Below are 17,470 nucleotides of genomic sequence, written 5' to 3'. Positions count from 1 at the left end.
GCACCCCGGGTGGGGCGCGGTGCGGGCCCGCTCCGGGTGCGGGGTGCCCACCGGAGAGTCCGCCGACGAAGAACCGGCTCCCGCGCGCGGCCCGCCGGTCCGGGAGGGCCGACCGCCCCGGACCGGCGGCCCGGCGGGACGACCGCGCGGACTTCCCGGTTTTCGGCCATTGGTCCAGACCGCACGTCCGGCGGGTGCGGCCGGGCAGCCGACGACCCGGTGTCCGCAGACCCGGTGTCCGCAGACCCGGTACCCGCGGACCGGGGACCCGCGCAGGAGGGCGCGGATCCCCGGCGGGCCCCGGCGGAGCCCACCGGACGTCCGCCGCACCTCACCCGGCCTCCGCCGCCGCCGCGCGCAGCGCCGCCGCCGCGTCCCCCACCAGCGGCGCGCCGTGGCCGAACACCGCGTGGGCGGCCCCGAGCCCGGCCAGGCGGTGCAGCGAGGCGACGGCCCGGGCCCGGTCGGTGTTGAACACGCCCAGCGTCGTACGGCCCACGTTGGCCACCGCGTCGCCCGTGAACAGCAGGTCCGGGCCCGGCAGGTGCAGGGCCAGCGAGCCGTCGGTGTGCCCCGGCACGCCGATCACCCGGGCCCCGCCCCCGAACGGCAGCACGTCGCCGTCCACCACCTCGACGTCCACCGGGCACGGCGGCGCGGGCGGCAGCGCCGGCACCGACGCCCGGATCGGACGCTCGAACTCCTCCAGCACCGGCGGCGCGCCCACCGCCTCGCCCCGGATCACCGGCGCCTCCACCCGGTGCGCCACCACCGGCACGCCCCCGTAGCGCGCCGCCAGCCGGGCGGCACCACCCGCGTGGTCCTCGTGCCAGTGCGTCAGCACGATCCGCGCCGGCTCCCCGCCCGGCACCGACTCCACCAGCGCCGCGACCTGCTCCTCCGTCCCCACCGCCCCGCTGTCCACCAGCGTCAACTCCCGTCCGTCCGACCACAGGTAGGCCGCGCCGACCGGCAGGACCAGCATCCGCAACCCCGGCAGCACCTCGATGACATCCATGCCGGCAGTCTGCCCGCCCACCCCGCCCCCGCCCCCCGGATCTGCCCGTGGCAGACGGGCGGCCCGGACCGGCGGCGGCGCGGCGCACCGGACGGGCGGTCCGCGGACCGCCTACCCTGGGACAGCACGGACGGAAGGACGTGACGACGTGGCCCACCGGATCGACGGCAGCGCGGGGGACGTCATCGCCGCGCGCCTGCGCACCCTGACCGCCCAGCTCGCCGCACTCGCGCCCGACGTCCGCGCCGACCGCCCCGACGCCGTCCACCGGATGCGGACCGCCGCCCGCCGCCTGCGCAGCGCCCTGCGCACCCACCGCCGCCACCTGCGCGGCGACCACACCGCCACCGAGGACGAACTGCGCTGGCTCGGCCGGGCCCTCGGACCGGCCCGCGACACCGAGGTGCTCGGCGCCCGCCTGCTCGCCCAGGCCCGCGAACTGCCGCCCGGCGGCGACCGCGAGCGCGTCCTGGCCGAACTCACCGCCTGGAGCGCCCGCGAGGCCCGCGAGGCCCGCGTCCGGGTCCGCACCGCCCTCGACGGCGAACGCTTCCGCCGCCTGCTCGCCACCCTCACCGCCCTCGCCGCCGACCCGCCGCTCACCTCCCGGGCCGCCAAGCGCGCCGGGCCCGAATTCACCCGGGCCCTGCGCCGCGAGCACCGCCGCACCGCCGAACGCCTCGCCGCCGCCCGCCGCGCCCCCGAGGGCCCCGCCCTCGAACGTGCCCTGCACGACGCCCGCAAGGCCGCCAAGCGCGCCCGCTACGCCGGGGAGAGCGCCGGGCGCCCGGCCCGCGCGTTCACCCGTCGGATGAAGGCGCTCCAGGACGTCCTCGGCCGCCACCAGGACGCCGTCGTGGCCCGCGACACGCTCCGGGCCCTCTCCGACGGCGGCTTCGGCTACGGCGTCCTCTACGGCCGGCAGAGCGCCGAACTCGGCTTCGCCCGCGAACTGCTGCCGCAGGTCTGGGAACAGGCCGCCCGGCGGCCCCGGAAGCTGCGCTGAGCGCCCTCCCCCGCCCCCGGACAGCTCAGGCCGGGTCCAGCCCGGCGGCGACGGCCGCGGTGCGCAGCAGGTCGTCGACCATCGGGAGGGTCAGGCGCCCGGTGTAGGTGTTGCGCGGGCTGACGTGGAAGCAGCCGAAGAGGTGCAGCTCGGGGCCGTCGCCGGTGGCGGGCAGGACCGCGTGCGCGCCGTGGCCGAAGACCGGCTTGGGGCGCGGGACCCGCCAGCCCGCGGCGGCCAGCACCGGCAGCACGGCCTGCCAGGCGAAGCCGCCGAGGGCGACCACGGCCCGCACGGTCGGGCGCAGCTCGTCGAACTCGCGGACGATCCACGGCCGGCAGGTGTCGCGTTCGGCGTTGGTCGGCTTGTTCTCCGGCGGGGCGCAGCGCACCGGATCGGTGATCCGCACGCCGTGCAGCCGCAGGCCGTCGCCGCGCCAGGTGGACTCCGGGCGGTTGGCCAGGCCGAGCCGGTGCAGCGAGGCGTACAGCACGTCGCCGGACGGGTCGCCGGTGAAGATCCGGCCGGTGCGGTTGCCGCCGTGCGCGGCGGGGGCGAGGCCGACCAGCACCAGCCGGGCGTCGCGGGGCCCGAAGCCGGGGATCGGCCGCGCCCAGTACTCCTGCTCCCGGAACGCCCGCCGCTTGACCAGCGCGGCCTCCTCCCGCCAGGCCACCAGCCGCGGGCAGGCCCGGCAGTCGACCACCAGGTCGTCCAGCTCGGCCAGGTCGCGGACGCGCGGGGCCAGGACGGCGGGGGAGGAGTCGGAGGGCGGTTCCGGGAAGGAAGCGGGGGACGGTTCCATGGACCGATCCTACGGGCGGCGTCCGCTCCGGGACGGCAGGGCGCGGAGTAGCGTGGAGGTACGGGTCCGGGCACCGGTCGGGCCGGAACGTCGGGTCGAGGTGACGGCGATGATCGTGGTCGGCGCGGTGATTGCGCTGCTGGTGGTGCTGGGCCTGTACGCCGGGCTGAGCGTGCGGATGGTGCAGCAGACCCAGCTCGGGGTGGTGTTCCGGTTCGGCCGGGTGCTGGACGGGGTGCGCGGGCCCGGGCTGGCCCGGATCATGCCGGTGGCGGACCGGATGCGGCGGGTGAACGTGCAGATCATCACCATGCCCGTCCCCGCGCAGGAGGGCATCACCCGCGACAACGTGACCGTCCGGGTCGACGCGGTGGTGTACTTCAAGGTGGTCGACCCGGTGAAGGCGCTCGTCAGCGTCCAGGACTACAACTTCGCGATGTCGCAGGTCGCGCAGACCTCGCTCCGGTCGATCATCGGCAAGAGCGAGCTGGACGAGCTGCTGGCCAACCGCGAGCCGATCAACCAGGGGCTCGAACTGATGCTGGACAGCCCGGCGCTCGGCTGGGGCATCCAGATCGACCGGGTGGAGATCAAGGACGTGGCGCTGCCCGAGTCGATGAAGCGCTCGATGGCCCGGCAGGCCGAGGCCGACCGGGAGCGGCGGGCCCGGATCATCACCGCCGACGGCGAGTTCCAGGCGTCCGCACGGCTCTCGGAGGCCGCGAAGGTGATGTCCGCGACGCCTGCCGCGCTCCAACTGCGGCTGCTGCAGACGGTGGTGGAGGTCGCCGCGGAGAAGAACTCCACCCTGGTGCTGCCCTTCCCGGTGGAGCTGCTGCGCTTCCTGGAGAGCTCCACCGACCGGGCCACCGCACAGACCGCGCAGGCCGTCCGGGCCGCGCAGGCCGACGGGCCGTCCGGGCCCGGCGCCCCGGCGGGAGAGGTCGGGGCGCCGGACCCGGGCGTCGAGCAGCTGGAACTCCCGCAGGTCGCCACCGCCGCCGAACTCGCCGCCGGCTCCGGCCCGTTGCGGGTGGCGCCGCCGCACGCGGCCTGACCGGCCGCCGCCAGCGGTGGCGGCCCGCCCCGGCCCGGGGCGAGCATGGGGGACGGACGTACCGTGCGCGGGGACGCCGCGCACCAACCAGCTCGGGAGGTCCGGCCATGACCACCGCGAAAGAGATCATGCACTCCGGCGCGGAGTGCGTCACCGGCGAGCAGACCCTCGCCGAAGCCGCCCGGATCATGCGCGACCGCGGGGTCGGCGCGCTGCCGATCTGCGGCGCGGAGCAGAAGCTGCTGGGCATCCTCACCGACCGCGACATCGTGCTCAAGTGCGTCGCCGAGGGCCGCGACCCCGCCGCCGTCCGCTGCGCCGAACTCGCCGCCGGACGGCCGCTGGTGATCGAGGAGGACGAGGAGGCGGACCTCGTCCTGGAGGTCATGGAGGAGCACCTGGTGCGCCGCCTGCCGGTGATCAACCACCCCGACCACCAGCTGGTCGGCATGATCACCGAGGCCGACATCGCCCGGCACCTCTCGCAGGACCGCCTCGCCCAGTTCGTCACCGCCATCACCGCGCGCTGAACCCCGCCCCGCCCCTGCCTGCTGTGACGGGTGCGGGTGCGGGCGCGGGCGTGAACGCAGGCGCGGGCGTAGGGGCGGTGGCCGTGGAGCCGCGGGCCGGAGCCGGCGGTGACGCAGCGCCGCACCCCGGGCACGCGCGGTGCACCGGGTCGTGGGGGCGGCGTCCGCGGTGCATGGTGGTGGGGTGGGAGTGCGGCGGAGACTGGCCGGCCTGCTGAGCGAGTGGCGCACCGGACGACTGATGGTGCTGCTGCCGATCGGCCTGATCGTGCTGATCTCGGCCATCGACATCTCGATCTCCCCGAACATCCACCTCGGCCCGCTGCTGGTGGTCGCCCCCGCCATCACCCCGTCCTTCGCGGGCACCCGGCTGACCGTCCTGATCGGCCTGCTCGCCCTGGTCGCGCAGGCCGTCATCGCCGTCCTGCACGGCGGCCTGTTCACCCCCAACCACCAGGCCCAGCTGGTCGCGCTCGCCGCGGTCACCGGCGTCGTGGTCGCCTACACCCGCATCCACGAGCGCCACGGCCGCGAACTCGACCGGGTCCGCACCGTCTCCGACGCCGTCCAGCGGGTCCTGATGCGCCCGCTGCCCGACCACGCCGGCCCGCTGCTGATCGCCACCCGCTACCTCGCCGCCGACGACGAGGCCAACGTCGGCGGCGACCTGTACGCCGCCGTCCGCACCCCGCATGCCACCCGGCTGCTGATCGGCGACGTCCGCGGCAAGGGCCTGGCCGCCGTCGGCGACGCCGCCGCCCTGCTCGGCGCGTTCCGCGAACTCGCCCACCACCACGAGGACCCCGCGCGGCTGGCCGACGCCCTCGAAGCCTCCTACCGCCGCCACCTGGCCGAACTCGCCGACAGCGGCCAGGACGTGCAGGAGAACTTCACCACCGCCCTCGTCCTCGACCTGCCCGACGACCGCCCCACCGCCCGGATCGCCGACTGCGGACACCCCCCGCCCCTGCTGCTCACCCCCCGCGGCGCCCACCCGCTGCCGCTGCGCCGCACCGCGCCCCCGCTGGGCATGAGCGCCCTGGGCCCGGTCGAGCGCCGCACCGAGGAGTTCGACTTCCCGCCCGGCAGCACCCTGCTGCTCTACACCGACGGCGTCACCGAGGCCCGCGACGCCGCCGGCGCCTTCTACCCCCTCCTGGACCGGACCGGCCCGCTCCAGCCCGCCGGTGCCCCCCGCGCCCTGCTCGACGCGCTGCGCCGCGACCTGCTCGACCACGTCGGCGGACGCCTGATGGACGACGCCGCACTGATCGCCGTCACCCGGCCGCGCTGATCGCCGCCCGCGCACGGCCCGCGCACGGCCCGACGGCGGGAGCGGGCGCACGGGAGGGCCCACCGGCGGGTTCAGGGGGACGGCACCAGCCAGGTCAGTCGCGGCGCCAGCCACGGCTTGCGGCCGCCCGCCCGCAGCAGACCGCGCGCGACCGCCTTCCACTGCGGGCTGCGCCGGAACGCCACCAGCAGGAAGGCGACCGGGTCCGCGGAGATCCGGCAGTCCGGCGTGCGGGGCGCGGCGCCGGTGGTCACCGTCATCGCGCCGTCCCGCACCGCCAGGAACAGCCGCGGGCCGCCCCGCACCGCCAGGTCGAACACCACGTCCACGCCGCGCGCCCGCTCCCGGTCCAGGGCCAGCGGCATCATCACCGGCATCGCCTGGCCGAGCACCAGCCGGGCGTGCTCCGGCTCGATCCGCCACGGCAGGCCGGTGGCGCGGGCGATGTCCAGCCCGTGCACCAGGCACTCGCTGAGCAGCAGACCGGTCGACGCGGCCACCGTGAGCGCCGGCTCCGGGCCGTACCACGGGGTGGCGACCGGGGTCTCCGGGGCGAGCGGCGCGGTGGCGCGCAGGAAGAGCTCGGCCCGCTCCGCGACGAACCCCGCCCGCCGCTCGCCGGTCCGCTCGCCCACCAGCGCCACGGCCCGGGCGTTCACCGCCGCCATCCGCGGCCCGAACGCCGGCTCCCCGCCCGGCAGCACCTCCGCCCAGTCGACCGGCTCCTCGTCCGACACCGCCGAGCAGTACGCCCAGAACACCGCCGCCAGGTGCGCGCCGACCTGCCCCGCCGACCACCGCGGCAGCGCCGAGCGGTGCCGCAGCCCGTGGGTCCGCTCCAGCAGCACGCACAGGCGGTCGACCGTCCCGGCGAGCGCGGTCCGGGTCGCCCGGTGGGCGACGGCGGCGGGATCGGTGCGGTGGTCGGTCATGGCGGCGGCCCCCAGACGGCTACGAGTGCGGCGCCACGCGCCGGACCGGCAGGCTACCGCCCGGTAATGGACGGCGGAACCCACCGCGGACGAAGAGCGGACGAAAACCGGCGGCCCGCGCGCGCCCACTGCCCGGCCCCCGCGCGCCCGCCTCCCGGCCCGTGCGCCCTCCGGCACCGGACCTCCGCGCCTCCCGGCACCGGGCCCCGCCGCCCGGAGGGGGCTGTCGGCGCAGGTGGGGCGGTGGATAGGCTGGGGCGGCCGTGGCGTTGCCGGACCCGAGGAGCGTGCAGTGCGACCGATCGCCGACCGACCGATCCGTTGGGGCGTGCTCGCCACCGGCGGCATCGCCACCTCCTTCGTCGAGGACCTGGCCGCCGTCCCCGGCGCGGAGGCGTTCGCCGTCGCCTCCCGGCGGGAGGAGTCCGCCCGGGCCTTCGCCGGGCGGCACGGCATCCCGCACGCGTACGGCAGTTGGCAGGAGCTGGCGGCCGACCCCGAGGTCGACGTGGTCTACGTGGCCACCCCGCACTCCGCGCACCACGGCGCGACCGCGCTGCTGCTGGAGGCGGGCAAGGCGGTGCTCTGCGAGAAGCCGTTCACCCTCAACTCGGCCCAGGCCGCCGAGCTGATCGCGCTGGCCCGCAAGCGCGAGGTCTTCCTGATGGAGGCGATGTGGACCTACCTCGACCCGACCGTGCGGCGGATCACCGAGCTGGTCGCGGACGGTGCGATCGGTGAAGTGCGCTCCGTACAGGCCGAGTTCGGGTTCACCGCGCAGGAGGACCCGGGGCACCGGCTGTGGGACCCGGCGGCGGGCGGCGGTGCCCTGCTCGACCTCGGGGTGTACCCCGTCGCGTTCGCCCAGCTGCTGCTCGGCGCACCGGAGTCGGTGCAGGCGTGGGCCCGGCTGACCGACCTCGGGGTGGACGCCAACACCGGCATCCTGCTCGGCCACCCGAACGGCGCGACCGCCCTGCTGTCCTGCTCGCTCGACGTGCAGTGCGGCCAGCGGGCCGCCGTGCAGGGCAGCGCGGGCCGGATCGAGATCGAGCGGGACTTCTTCCACCCGGCCGGGTTCACCCTGTACCGCGACGGCGCCGAGCCCGAGACCTTCACCGGACCGGCGAAGGCCGGGCACGGCTACGGGCTGGAGGCCGCCGAGGTGATGCGCTGCCTGCGGGCCGGCGAGACCGAGTCGCCGCTGGTGCCGCTGGACTCCACGCTGTCCGTGATGCGCACCCTGGACGCGGTCCGGGAGCGGATCGGGGTCCGCTACCCCGGCGAGTGACCCGCCACCGGCGCGGGGGTGCGCGGGGGCGCGGGGGCGAAGCGGCGGTGAACGCCGCGCGGCGGGTCCGGGGGAGTGCGTCCGGGGTCTACCGGGCGGCGGGGGTGCGGTGCTTGAATGTCCGCCAACAATCCACGCCCCCACGACAGTTCGGGACACCCCTGTGACTACGCGCGTCAACCCCATGCCGCGGTGGACATCCGTACCACTGCGCTGCGCGGTGATCCTCTCCCTGGTGGCCTCCTTCGCGGTCTTCTTCGTCGGCGCCGCCGCCCGGCCCGCCCAAGCCGCCCCCGCCTGCGGGGTCCTCTCCTCCGGTGCCGCCCCGCAGGCCGTCGCCGCGGTCGGCGCGGCCTGCGACCAGATCGGCACCCCCTACTCCTGGGGCGGCGGCCACGGTTCGGCGCCCGGCCCCAGCTACGGCAGCTGCGACGCCTCCAACGGCGCCCCCAACGACTGCCACGTGCGCGGCCTCGACTGTTCCGGACTGGTCCGCTACGCCTACTACCTCGCGGTCGGCGCCGACGTGATCAACGGCACCACGTACACCCAGTGGCCGAGCTCCCGCGCCGTCGCCCGCTACTACCGGTCGGACGGGACGGCCCCGCTGCTCCCCGGCGACCTGGTCTTCTTCGGCGACACCGCCTCCACCATCCACCACGTCGCCATGTACCTCGGCAACGGCTACATCGTCGAGGCCCCGTACTCCGGCGGCTACGTCCGGGTCGCCGCCCTGTCCTCGCACGGCGACTACTACGGCGCGATCCGCCTCTACGGCCCGGGCGGCGGCAGCCCGACCCCGCCGCCGTCGAACGGCGGCCAGTACTGGGTGGACACCTTCGCGAACGCCGCGGTGTACGCGTCTCCCACCGGCACGGCGCAGACCGGCACGCTGTACCAGGGCACCAACTACGTGTTCTGCAAGGCGTGGGGGCGCGAAATCGCGAGCGGGTCGTCGTACAACCACTGGTGGTTGAAGACGGACCCGGACGTGGGGCCGGGTGGTCAGTGGGTGTCGGCGTTCTACCTGTCGCGGTGGGGCAACGACGTGGCCAAGGACAACAACGGCACGGTGATCCCCGACTGCGCGGGCGGCGGCGCCCCGCCCAGCACCGGTAAGTACTGGGTGGACACCTTCGCGAACGCCGCGGTGTACGCGTCTCCCACCGGCACGGCGCAGACCGGCACGCTGTACCAGGGCACCAACTACGTGTTCTGCAAGGCGTGGGGACGTCAGGTGGCGAGCGGGTCGTCGTACAACCACTGGTGGTTGAAGACCGATCCGGACGTGGGGCCGGGTGGTCAGTGGGTGTCGGCGTTCTACCTGTCGCGGTGGGGCAACGACGTGGCCAAGGACAACAACGGCACGGTGATCCCCGACTGCTGACGGTGCGCCGCCGGTGAGGCCGCGGCCCGCTCCACGCGGTGGCGGAGCGGGCCGCGGCCTCACCGGTCCGGGCCCGGTGGGCCCTCAGCGCCCGTCGTTCCCGTCGGCCTGCTCGAAGGCCCGCAGCAGCACCTCCGCCAGGTGCAACGGCCGTGCACCCGGCTCCAGTTGGGTGATCTGGGTGCGGCAGCTCAGGCCGTCGGCGAGCAGCAGCGTCCCCGGGTCGGCGGCCCGGACGGCGGGCAGCAGGGCCCGTTCGGCGGCGGCCACCGACACCTCCCAGTGGCCCCGCTCGAACCCGAACGCGCCCGCCAACCCGCAGCAACCGGAGTCGAGTTCGCGGTTGTCCAGGCCCAGCCGGGCGGTGATCCGCCGGTCGGCGCCGGTGCCGAGGACGGCGTGCTGGTGGCAGTGCACCTGGGTCATCGCCGCGCCGGACAGCTTCGGCAGCTCCACCGCCCGCTCGTCCAGGAACTCGGCCAGGGTGCGGATCCGGGACGGGAGTTCGGACGCCTGGCCGGGCAGCAGCCGCGCCCAGTCCGCCCGCACGGTGGCCGTGCAGGACGGCTCCAGGCCCACCACCGGGAGCCCGGGCGGCAGTTCGCCCAGATTGCGCACCGAGCGGGCCACCACTCGCCGGGCCAGGCCGAGTTGCCCGCTGGCGACCAGCGTCAGCCCGCAGCACACCGGCCCGGACGGCAGCACCACCCGGAAGCCCAGCCGCTCCAGCACCAGCACGGCCGCCCGGGCCGGGACCGGATCGAGCAGCTCGGACATCGAGTCGGGCCACAGCAGCACCGCCGGGGCGTCCGCCGCCGCCGGGTGCGCGGCCCGGTGGGCGCGGAACCAGGCGCTGAACCGGCGCTCCGGCAGCGCGGGCAGCTCGCGGCGCGGATCGACGCCGCCGAGCCGCTTGAGCACCGGCGCGCCGAACCGGCCGCGCAGCGCGGCGTTGGCGGCGCGCGGCGCAAGGTGGGCCAGCCGCAGCCAGAGCGGCAGCCAGCCGAACGACAGGTGCGCGGCCGGACGCGGTCGGAACCGGTAGTGGTGGTACAGGAATTCGGACCGGTAGGTGGCCATGTCCACGTGCACCGGGCAGTCGCTCGCGCAGCCCTTGCAGCCCAGGCACAGGTCCAGCGCCTCGCGCACCTCGGGCGAGCGCCAGCCGTCGGTGACCAGCTCGCCGCGCAGCATCTCGCCGAGCAGCCGGGCCCGGCCCCGGGTCGAGTGCCGCTCCTCCCCGGTCACCATGTAGCTCGGGCACATCACTCCGGACGAGGTGTCCACGCACTTGCCGACGCCCACGCAGCGGTGCACCGCCGCCGGCAGGCTGCCGCCGTCCTCCGGGTAGGCCAGGGTGAGCGGCAACTCCCGTCCGGGGAAGCGCAGATCGGCGTCGAGCGGGCGCGGATCGACCAGCAGCCCCGGGTTCAGCAGGCCCTCCGGGTCCCAGATCCGCTTGAACCGGGCGAACAGCTCGATCACCTGCGGCGGGAACATCCGCGGCAGCAGCTCGGCCCGGGCCTGCCCGTCGCCGTGCTCCCCCGACAGCGAACCGCCGTGCGCCACCACCAGATCCGCCGCCTCCGCCATGAACTCCCGGAACTCCTGCGGACGTTCGCGCAGCGGGAAGTCCAGCCGCAGGTGCACGCAGCCCTCGCCGAAGTGCCCGTACGGCACCCCGCGCAGCCCGTGCCGCTTCAGCAACGTGCGCAACTTCCGCAGGTACGAGCCCAGTTGCTCGACCGGGACGGCGGAGTCCTCCCAGCCCGGCCAGGCCGCGCCGCCCGGCCGCCCGTCCGGCCCCGGCGGCAGCCGGGTGACGATGCCCGCCCCGGCCTCGCGGATCGCCCACAGCGCCCGCTGCTCGCCCGGGTCGGTCACCAGCACGGCCGTCACGGACCGCTCCCGCCGCACCGCGTCCGCCAACTGCCGGGCCCGGTCGGCGGCTTCGGCGGGTGTCGCGCCCCCGGTCTCCAGGAACAGCCAGCACGCGCCGTCCGGCAGCCGGTCCAGCACCGGCGGGCGCGGACCGGACGCCAGCAGTGCGGCCACCAGGTCGGCCGCCATCCCCTCGCAGGTCAGCGGTGCCAGCGGGAGCAGCCCGGGGACCGCGTCGGCCGCCGCCGTCTCGTCCGGGTAGCCCGCCACCACCAGCGCCCGGGCGGCCGGTTCGGGCACCAGCCGCACCGTCGCGCCCAGCAGCAGCGCGCACGTTCCCTCGGTGCCGGTGACCGCCCGGACCAGGTCGTAGCCGCGCTCGGGCAGCAGCGCGTCCAGCGGGTAGCCCGAACCGCGCCGTGGCAGCACCGGCATCGCCCGGCGCAGCAGCCCCAGGTTGTCCGCCGCCAGTGCCTGCAACTCCCGGTGCAGCCGGCCGACCCGGCCCGGGGCGGCGGCGAGCGCGGCCCGCTCGGCCGGCGGCAGCGGGCCGGTGACGGACAGCTCGGTGCCGTCGGCCAGCAGCAGGTCCAGGCCGTGCAGGTTGTCGGAGGTGCGGCCCCAGGCGAGGGAGTGCGAGCCGCAGGCGTCGTTGCCGATCATCCCGCCGAGCGTGCACCGGCTGTGGGTGGACGGGTCCGGCCCGAAGCGCAACCCGAACGGCCGGGCGGCGCGCTGGAGTTCGTCCAGCACCGTGCCCGGCTCGACCCGGGCCGTGCGCCGCTCCGGATCGACCTCCAGCACCCGCCCGAAGTGCCGCCGGAAGTCCAGCACCACCGCGCCCGGCCCGATCGCCTGCCCGCCGATGCTCGTCCCCGACCCGCGCGCCACCACCGGTACCCCGTGCTCCCGGCACACCCGCAGCGCCGCCCGCACGTCAGCCCGGTCGACGGGCTTCACCACCCCGCGCGGCACCTGCCGGTAGTTCGACGCGTCCTGCCCGTACACGGCGCGCTCGGCGGTGTCGAAACGGACCTCGCCGCGGACGGCGGCGGCGAGGGCGCGGGCGAGATCGGAAGCCATGCCCCCGATCATCCCAGGCGGGGCCGCGCCCGGGCGGCTGCGGCAGGCCCGGCGGCGGCGGACCGGGACTGACGGGGGATCAGCGGGTTTCGGTGCGCGGGCTCCCGGCCGGGCGGGCGTCGATCTCGGCGACCAGCTCCTCGACGCGGGCGCGGATCGCGTCGCGGATCGGGCGGACGGCCTCGACGCCCTGGCCGGCCGGGTCGGCGAGGGGCCAGTCGCGGTAGTGCTTGCCGGGGAAGAACGGGCAGGCGTCGCCGCAGCCCATGGTGATGACGTAGTCGGAGGACCGGACGGCCGCGGTGGTGAGGAGCTTCGGCCGCCGCTCGGAGAGGTCGATGCCGACCTCGGCCATCGCGGCGACGGCGGCCGGGTTGACCTCGTGGCCGGGGGCGGAGCCCGCGGAGCGGACCTCGACGCGGTCCCCGGCGAGGTGGGTGAGGAACCCGGCGGCCATCTGGGAGCGTCCGGCGTTGTGGACGCAGACGAACAGCACGGAGGCGAGCGGGGCGGCGACGGGTCGGGCGGCGGCTTCGGACATCGGGGGCGTTCCTTCGCGGACGGGGGAGGGCGCAGCGGAGAGGGATGGACATGGGCGGGCGGGGCGGTCGCATCAGCAGCCGCTGATGTGAAAGTATCAGCGCATGGTGATGTCAGTCGACACTGACCTGTTGCGGGTGCTGTCCGACCCGCTCAGGCTGCAGATCGTGACCCTGCTGGCCCGCGAGACCCTGTGCACCACGCACCTGGTGGCGGAGACCGGCGCCCGCCAGACCAACCTCTCCAACCACCTCAAGGTGCTGCGGGAGGCGGGCGTGGTGGACACCGAGCCGTGCGGGCGGTTCACGTACTACCGGCTGCGGCCGGAGGTGCTGGAGTCGCTGTCCGCGCGGTTCGCCGACCTGGCCGCCACCGCGCGCGCCCACGGCGACGTGAAGAGGTCCTGCTGATGGCCCGCACCGCGCCCGCCCCGGACATCAGAGGCGAAGCGGCGTCCGTCGCCGGGAGGCTGTCGTTCGTCGACCGCTGGCTCGCGGTGTGGATCCTCGGCGCGATGGCCGTCGGCCTCGGGCTGGGGCGGCTGGTCCCCGGGCTGAACGACGCCCTGGCGGAGGTGGCGGTCGGCGGGATCTCGCTGCCCATCGGGCTCGGGCTGCTGGTGATGATGTACCCGGTGCTGGCGAAGGTCCGCTACGACCGGCTCGACACCGTCACCGGCGACCGCCGCCTGATGGCCCCCTCGCTGGTCGTCAACTGGGTCGTCGGGCCCGCCGTGATGTTCGCCCTCGCCTGGGTCCTGCTGCCCGACCTGCCCGAGTACCGCACCGGGCTGATCGTGGTCGGGCTGGCCCGCTGCATCGCGATGGTGATCATCTGGAACGACCTCGCCCGGGGCGACCGCGAGGCCGCCGCCGTCCTGGTCGCGCTCAACAGCGTCTTCCAGGTCGTCATGTTCGGCGTGCTGGGCTGGTTCTACCTCGACCTGCTGCCCGGCTGGCTCGGCCTGGGCGAGGGTGAGCACCTCGACGTCTCGATGGGGAGGATCGCGCTCAACGTCGTGGTCTTCCTCGGCATCCCGCTGGTCGCGGGCTTCCTCACCCGGCGCCTGGGCGAGAAGAAGCTCGGCCGCGAGCGGTACGAGAGCGACCTGCTCCCGAAGACCGGTCCCTGGGCCCTGTACGGCCTGCTGTTCACGATCGTGGTCCTGTTCGCCCTCCAGGGGCGGGCCGTCACCTCGCAGCCGCTGGACGTCGCCCGGATCGCGCTGCCGCTGCTGGCCTACTTCGCGCTCATGTGGTTCGGCGCCTTCGCCCTCGGCAAGGGACTCGGCCTCGGCTACGACCGCACCGCCACCCTGGCTTTCACCGCCGCCGGCAACAACTTCGAACTCGCCATCGCCGTCGCCATCGGCACCTTCGGCGTCACCTCCGGCCAGGCCCTGGCCGGCGTGGTCGGCCCGCTGATCGAAGTCCCGGTCCTGATCGCCCTGGTCCGGGTCGCCCTCGCCCGGCGTCCGGCGTTCGCCCCGGCGGACTGACCCGACACCCCGGGGGACCAGCCGGCCACCCCGGCGCCCCGGCCGCGCGGCGAGGCAGGCCGGAGCACCCACCGGCGGCGGGCGGGAAAATCGCTGTCCGGCCGCGCAGCACGGTGGTAGACATCCGGCGTGGAAAAGAATCTTGAATTCCCGGACCTGCTGGGACTGATCGACGAACGGTCGACCGCCTTCCGCGCCGCGGTCGCCGCCGCGCCCAGCCTCGACGCGCAGGTGCCGACCTGCCCGGAGTGGACGCTGTTCGACCTGGCGAAGCACCTGGGCGGGGGAGACCGCTTCTGGGCCGCCATCGTCGGCGCGGGGCCCGCCGACGGCCCCCCGGCCGAAGCCGTCGCCGCGCGCGCCGCACTGGAAGCGCCGCGGGAGCGCGAGGCCCTGCTGGCCTGGCTGGCCGCGTCGACGCAGCTCCTGCTGGGCGCCTTGCGCGAGGCGGGCCCGGAGGCGGGCTGCTGGGCGTGGTGGAGCGCGCTGCAGACGCCGCGGACCTCCGGCGGAGTCGCCCGGCACCGGGTCCAGGAGAGCGCGGTGCACGCCTACGACGCCCAGCTCGCCGGGGGCGCCCCGCAGCCGCTGCCGGCCGAGCTCGCCCTCGACGGCGTCGAGGAGTTCCTGTTCACCTGCGTCGCGTCGCCCAGCGCGTGGCCGCACGAGCCCGCCATCTTCGACTTCCACGCCACCGAGGGCCGCTCCTGGCGCCTCACGGTCGACGGCGACGGCGCCCGCTCCGCCCGCCTCCCCGCGCCCGCTGCCGCGGACGGTGCGGGCTCGGACCCGGCCGGCGTTTCCGTCCACGGCACGGCCGGTGAGCTGGTCCTCTACCTGTACGACCGCGTCCCGGCCGGTTCCCTGCGGGTCGACGGGGACGCCGGGCTGCTCGACCTGCTCCGAGCCTGGGAACCGGAGGAGTAAGCCGGGGGAGTGGGCCGGGGGAATGGGTCGGGACAGCAGGACGAGCCGGTGGCGCCGGTTCACGCCAACCGGCCGCTTGGGCCGCCCCGGAAGTCCGGGGCGGCCCAAGCGGCCGGGGCGGTACGGGCGCGTCCTACCAGCGGTACCAGCGGTGGCGACCGCCGGAGGGGTGGGCGCCGCGGGCCACGAAACCGACCAGCCAGACCACCAGGACGATCACGGCCACCAGCCACAGGATCTTCACTGCGAAACCGGCACCGAACAGCAGCAGAGCGAGGAGCAGGACCAACAGAAGGGGAACCACGACAGCCTCCAGGATCTCGATGTCGCGGCCTCTGCTGCCCCCGGCCACCGCGAATATTCGTGGGAATCTTCCGGTCGGCACGGGGCACCCGGTTGTTCGACAGCGTGAAACCGGCAGCCAGGAGGCAGACATGAGCACGGGTGACAAGGTCGAGAACACCGGCGACAAGCTCAAGGGCGCCGTCAAGAAGAACGTCGGCAAGGCCGTCGGCAACGAGCGCCTGGAGGCGGAGGGCCGGGCCGACCAGGCCAAGGGCGACCTCAAGCAGGCCAAGGAGAACGTCAAGGACGCCTTCCGCGACTGAGCGGCCCCCGGCGATCCGGTCCGGGCCCGACCCGAAACGGTCGGACCCGGGCCACCCCGCCGCACGACCCACCGGTCGTGCGCGGCCCACCAGTTGGGCACGACCCACCAGCCACCGCTGTGCCGCACGCGCAGCGGACACCGACTCCGCCCCGGCGTGATCCCACATCTCCGCCGCGGCGGTGCGGCCGGTGAAGCACGACCCGGCCGAACGGCCCCGGGCACCGGGCACCCTCACCGGTGCGTGCCCGGGGCCGCGCCGCGTCCCCACCCCACCCCATCCTCGGCACCGCCCCGGCCGGTCCCGCCCGCGCACCGGCCGCCTCCGGGGGGCTTCGACTCGCTGCGACGGGGCAACCGGACGGTGCCCACAGCACAGGCCCGCGAGCGGAACGGACCCACGACGATGAAGATGCCACCGGGACTGCGCGTCGTCACCACCGGCGCGGCGGACGGAATCCGCCGCCGACTGCTCGTGCCCCCCGACGCGGCCCCGGCCGCCCCCGTGGCCGACCCCCCGCCGTCCGAGGCGCCCGCACGACGCTCCTCGCTCGCCCGCCTGCCCGGGTTCTCCACCGGACTGCGCCTGGCGCTCGGCGCACTGACCGGCTGGTTCCTCTTCCGCCAACTGCTGCGCCTGGAGGAGTTCCTGACGCTGCTGCTGCTGTCCGCCTTCCTCGCGGTCAGCCTGGAGCCGATCGTCGCCGCGCTGTGCCGGCGCCGGCTGCGGCGGGGCTGGGCGGTGGCCGCCGTGCTCGGCGTCTTCCTGCTCCTGACCACGGGCTTCCTGCTGCTGGTGGTCCCCCCGGTGGGCCAGGAGGCGGGCGTGCTGGCCCGCCGCATCCCGCTCTGGCTGGACCAGGTGCACGACCACCACTCGGTCCTCGGCCGGATCGAGGACCGCTTCCACCTCGCCGAGCAGGCCAAGAACGCCCTCGGCGGCAGCGGCGGACCCGGCCTGATGGGCGGTGTCCTGGGCGCCGGGCGGCTGCTGCTCGACACCGTCACCTCGGTGACCGTGGTCGCCACCGTGACCCTGTACCTGATGGCGGGCATGCCCGACATCAAGGAGTTCTGCTACCGCTTCGTGCAGGGCAGCCGCCGCGCCCGGGCCCGCGAACTCACCGAGGAGATCCTCACCCGCACCGGGCGCTACATGCTCGGCAACCTGGTCACCTCGGTGATCGCGGGCCTCGCCACCGCCGTGTGGTGCGCCGCGGTCGGCGTGCCGTACGCCGCCGCCCTCGGCGTGTTCGTGGCCCTGATGGACCTGGTGCCGATCGTCGGCTCCACCATCGGCGGCATCGTCGTCAGCCTGGTCGCGCTCGCGGTCTCCTGGCCGGTCGCCCTCGCCACGGCCGGTTTCTACATCGGTTTCCGGCTGCTGGAGGACTACCTGATCATGCCGCGGACGATGAAGTTCGCCGTCGACGTCCACCCCTTCGTCACCATCGTGGCGGTCCTGGTCGGCGGCGCGCTGCTGGGCATCGTCGGCGCGCTGGTCGCCGTCCCGGCCGCGGTCGCCCTCGGCCTGCTGCTGGACGAGTTCGTCTTCCCGCACCTCGACCACCGCTGACCGGCCACCGCTGACCGGCCGGGACGGCGACCGGTGCG

The 17,470-nt window shown here is 75.6% G+C and carries 17 protein-coding genes; 11 read left to right on the top strand and 6 right to left on the bottom strand.

From position 1 onward, the window contains the following. Positions 1-331: 331 nt before the first annotated feature. Positions 332-1,018, bottom strand: a complete 687-nt coding sequence (locus tag ACIQVD_RS19370) for an MBL fold metallo-hydrolase (RefSeq protein ID WP_402290588.1) — start codon at positions 1,016-1,018, stop codon at positions 332-334. A gap of 148 nt (positions 1,019-1,166) precedes the next feature. Between ACIQVD_RS19370 and ACIQVD_RS19365 the strand changes: the two genes are divergently transcribed. Next, on the top strand, positions 1,167-2,024 hold the full coding sequence (locus tag ACIQVD_RS19365) for a CHAD domain-containing protein (RefSeq protein ID WP_400680958.1): 858 nt from the start codon (positions 1,167-1,169) through the stop codon (positions 2,022-2,024). A gap of 25 nt (positions 2,025-2,049) precedes the next feature. On the opposite strand, the gene ACIQVD_RS19360 is transcribed toward ACIQVD_RS19365, so the two are convergent. Then, positions 2,050-2,829: a uracil-DNA glycosylase gene (locus ACIQVD_RS19360; RefSeq protein WP_400680960.1), complete on the bottom strand. Its 780-nt coding sequence runs from the start codon at positions 2,827-2,829 to the stop codon at positions 2,050-2,052. A gap of 109 nt (positions 2,830-2,938) precedes the next feature. Between ACIQVD_RS19360 and ACIQVD_RS19355 the strand changes: the two genes are divergently transcribed. The 3 genes from ACIQVD_RS19355 (at position 2,939) to ACIQVD_RS19345 (ending at position 5,710) form a co-directional block, all read left to right on the top strand. Next, positions 2,939-3,886: an SPFH domain-containing protein gene (locus ACIQVD_RS19355; RefSeq protein WP_400680962.1), complete on the top strand. Its 948-nt coding sequence runs from the start codon at positions 2,939-2,941 to the stop codon at positions 3,884-3,886. Positions 3,887-3,993: 107 nt separating this feature from the next. Continuing rightward, on the top strand, positions 3,994-4,416 hold the full coding sequence (locus ACIQVD_RS19350; protein ID WP_402290585.1) for a CBS domain-containing protein: 423 nt from the start codon (positions 3,994-3,996) through the stop codon (positions 4,414-4,416). Between the two features lie 184 nt (positions 4,417-4,600). Beyond that, positions 4,601-5,710: a PP2C family protein-serine/threonine phosphatase gene (locus ACIQVD_RS19345; protein ID WP_402290582.1), complete on the top strand. Its 1,110-nt coding sequence runs from the start codon at positions 4,601-4,603 to the stop codon at positions 5,708-5,710. Positions 5,711-5,781: 71 nt separating this feature from the next. Here ACIQVD_RS19345 and ACIQVD_RS19340 read toward each other — a convergent pair whose 3' ends face one another. Continuing rightward, the gene (locus ACIQVD_RS19340; protein ID WP_400680969.1) at positions 5,782-6,642 is read right to left on the bottom strand and encodes a maleylpyruvate isomerase N-terminal domain-containing protein; all 861 of its coding nucleotides are present in this window, start codon (positions 6,640-6,642) and stop codon (positions 5,782-5,784) included. Between the two features lie 292 nt (positions 6,643-6,934). On the opposite strand from ACIQVD_RS19340, the gene ACIQVD_RS19335 reads away from it, so the two are divergent. Together ACIQVD_RS19335 and ACIQVD_RS19330 are read left to right on the top strand one after the other, a co-directional pair. Continuing rightward, a complete protein-coding gene (locus ACIQVD_RS19335) occupies positions 6,935-7,933 on the top strand; it encodes a Gfo/Idh/MocA family protein (RefSeq protein ID WP_402290579.1) in 999 nt (332 codons plus the stop codon). A gap of 184 nt (positions 7,934-8,117) precedes the next feature. After that, a complete protein-coding gene (locus ACIQVD_RS19330) occupies positions 8,118-9,320 on the top strand; it encodes a C40 family peptidase (RefSeq protein WP_402290576.1) in 1,203 nt (400 codons plus the stop codon). 84 nt (positions 9,321-9,404) lie between these two features. On the opposite strand, the gene ACIQVD_RS19325 is transcribed toward ACIQVD_RS19330, so the two are convergent. Next, positions 9,405-12,284 carry an FAD-binding and (Fe-S)-binding domain-containing protein gene (locus tag ACIQVD_RS19325; protein ID WP_402290574.1) on the bottom strand — a complete coding sequence of 960 codons (2,880 nt, stop codon included), beginning with the start codon at positions 12,282-12,284 and terminating at the stop codon, positions 9,405-9,407. A gap of 79 nt (positions 12,285-12,363) precedes the next feature. Next, entirely contained in the window at positions 12,364-12,825 is a 462-nt protein-coding gene (locus ACIQVD_RS19320) for an arsenate reductase ArsC (protein WP_402290572.1), read from the bottom strand. Positions 12,826-12,928: 103 nt separating this feature from the next. On the opposite strand from ACIQVD_RS19320, the gene ACIQVD_RS19315 reads away from it, so the two are divergent. The 3 genes from ACIQVD_RS19315 (at position 12,929) to ACIQVD_RS19305 (ending at position 15,249) form a co-directional block, all read left to right on the top strand. Beyond that, positions 12,929-13,234, top strand: a complete 306-nt coding sequence (locus tag ACIQVD_RS19315) for an ArsR/SmtB family transcription factor (protein ID WP_400680980.1) — start codon at positions 12,929-12,931, stop codon at positions 13,232-13,234. Then, positions 13,234-14,322 carry an ACR3 family arsenite efflux transporter gene (gene arsB, locus ACIQVD_RS19310; RefSeq protein ID WP_402290569.1) on the top strand — a complete coding sequence of 363 codons (1,089 nt, stop codon included), beginning with the start codon at positions 13,234-13,236 and terminating at the stop codon, positions 14,320-14,322. Before ACIQVD_RS19315 ends, arsB begins: the two co-directional genes overlap by 1 nt. A gap of 129 nt (positions 14,323-14,451) precedes the next feature. Further along, on the top strand, positions 14,452-15,249 hold the full coding sequence (locus ACIQVD_RS19305) for a maleylpyruvate isomerase family mycothiol-dependent enzyme (protein WP_402290566.1): 798 nt from the start codon (positions 14,452-14,454) through the stop codon (positions 15,247-15,249). A gap of 133 nt (positions 15,250-15,382) precedes the next feature. Here the strand turns inward: ACIQVD_RS19305 and ACIQVD_RS19300 are convergent, their stop codons facing one another. Then, positions 15,383-15,553 carry a hydrophobic protein gene (locus ACIQVD_RS19300; RefSeq protein ID WP_100838233.1) on the bottom strand — a complete coding sequence of 57 codons (171 nt, stop codon included), beginning with the start codon at positions 15,551-15,553 and terminating at the stop codon, positions 15,383-15,385. 130 nt (positions 15,554-15,683) lie between these two features. On the opposite strand from ACIQVD_RS19300, the gene ACIQVD_RS19295 reads away from it, so the two are divergent. Further along, on the top strand, positions 15,684-15,857 hold the full coding sequence (locus ACIQVD_RS19295) for a CsbD family protein (RefSeq protein WP_100834551.1): 174 nt from the start codon (positions 15,684-15,686) through the stop codon (positions 15,855-15,857). Positions 15,858-16,262: 405 nt separating this feature from the next. Then, positions 16,263-17,432, top strand: coding sequence for an AI-2E family transporter (locus ACIQVD_RS19290; RefSeq protein WP_402290562.1), 1,170 nt, complete (start codon positions 16,263-16,265; stop codon positions 17,430-17,432). Positions 17,433-17,470 lie beyond the last annotated feature (38 nt).

Source organism: Kitasatospora sp. NPDC090308 (assembly GCF_044769485.1).
Classification (GTDB): Bacteria; Actinomycetota; Actinomycetes; order Streptomycetales; family Streptomycetaceae; genus Kitasatospora; species Kitasatospora fiedleri.
Note: the sequence above shows the minus strand (reverse complement) of the source record. Positions and strands in the feature narration are given on the sequence as shown.

Excerpts from the sequence above, each read along its gene's own strand:
- ACIQVD_RS19355 (WP_400680962.1), top strand. The coding sequence starts at position 2,939 with ATGATCGTGGTCGGCGCGGTGATTGCGCTGCTGGTGGTGCTGGGCCTG.
- ACIQVD_RS19330 (WP_402290576.1), top strand. The coding sequence starts at position 8,118 with ATGCCGCGGTGGACATCCGTACCACTGCGCTGCGCGGTGATCCTCTCC.
- ACIQVD_RS19370 (WP_402290588.1), bottom strand. The coding sequence starts at position 1,018 with ATGGATGTCATCGAGGTGCTGCCGGGGTTGCGGATGCTGGTCCTGCCG.
- ACIQVD_RS19325 (WP_402290574.1), bottom strand. The coding sequence starts at position 12,284 with ATGGCTTCCGATCTCGCCCGCGCCCTCGCCGCCGCCGTCCGCGGCGAG.
- ACIQVD_RS19360 (WP_400680960.1), bottom strand. The coding sequence starts at position 2,829 with ATGGAACCGTCCCCCGCTTCCTTCCCGGAACCGCCCTCCGACTCCTCC.
- ACIQVD_RS19295 (WP_100834551.1), top strand. The coding sequence starts at position 15,684 with ATGAGCACGGGTGACAAGGTCGAGAACACCGGCGACAAGCTCAAGGGC.
- ACIQVD_RS19315 (WP_400680980.1), top strand. The coding sequence starts at position 12,929 with ATGGTGATGTCAGTCGACACTGACCTGTTGCGGGTGCTGTCCGACCCG.
- ACIQVD_RS19350 (WP_402290585.1), top strand. The coding sequence starts at position 3,994 with ATGACCACCGCGAAAGAGATCATGCACTCCGGCGCGGAGTGCGTCACC.
- ACIQVD_RS19320 (WP_402290572.1), bottom strand. The coding sequence starts at position 12,825 with ATGTCCGAAGCCGCCGCCCGACCCGTCGCCGCCCCGCTCGCCTCCGTG.
- ACIQVD_RS19290 (WP_402290562.1), top strand. The coding sequence starts at position 16,263 with ATGAAGATGCCACCGGGACTGCGCGTCGTCACCACCGGCGCGGCGGAC.
- arsB (WP_402290569.1), top strand. The coding sequence starts at position 13,234 with ATGGCCCGCACCGCGCCCGCCCCGGACATCAGAGGCGAAGCGGCGTCC.
- ACIQVD_RS19340 (WP_400680969.1), bottom strand. The coding sequence starts at position 6,642 with ATGACCGACCACCGCACCGATCCCGCCGCCGTCGCCCACCGGGCGACC.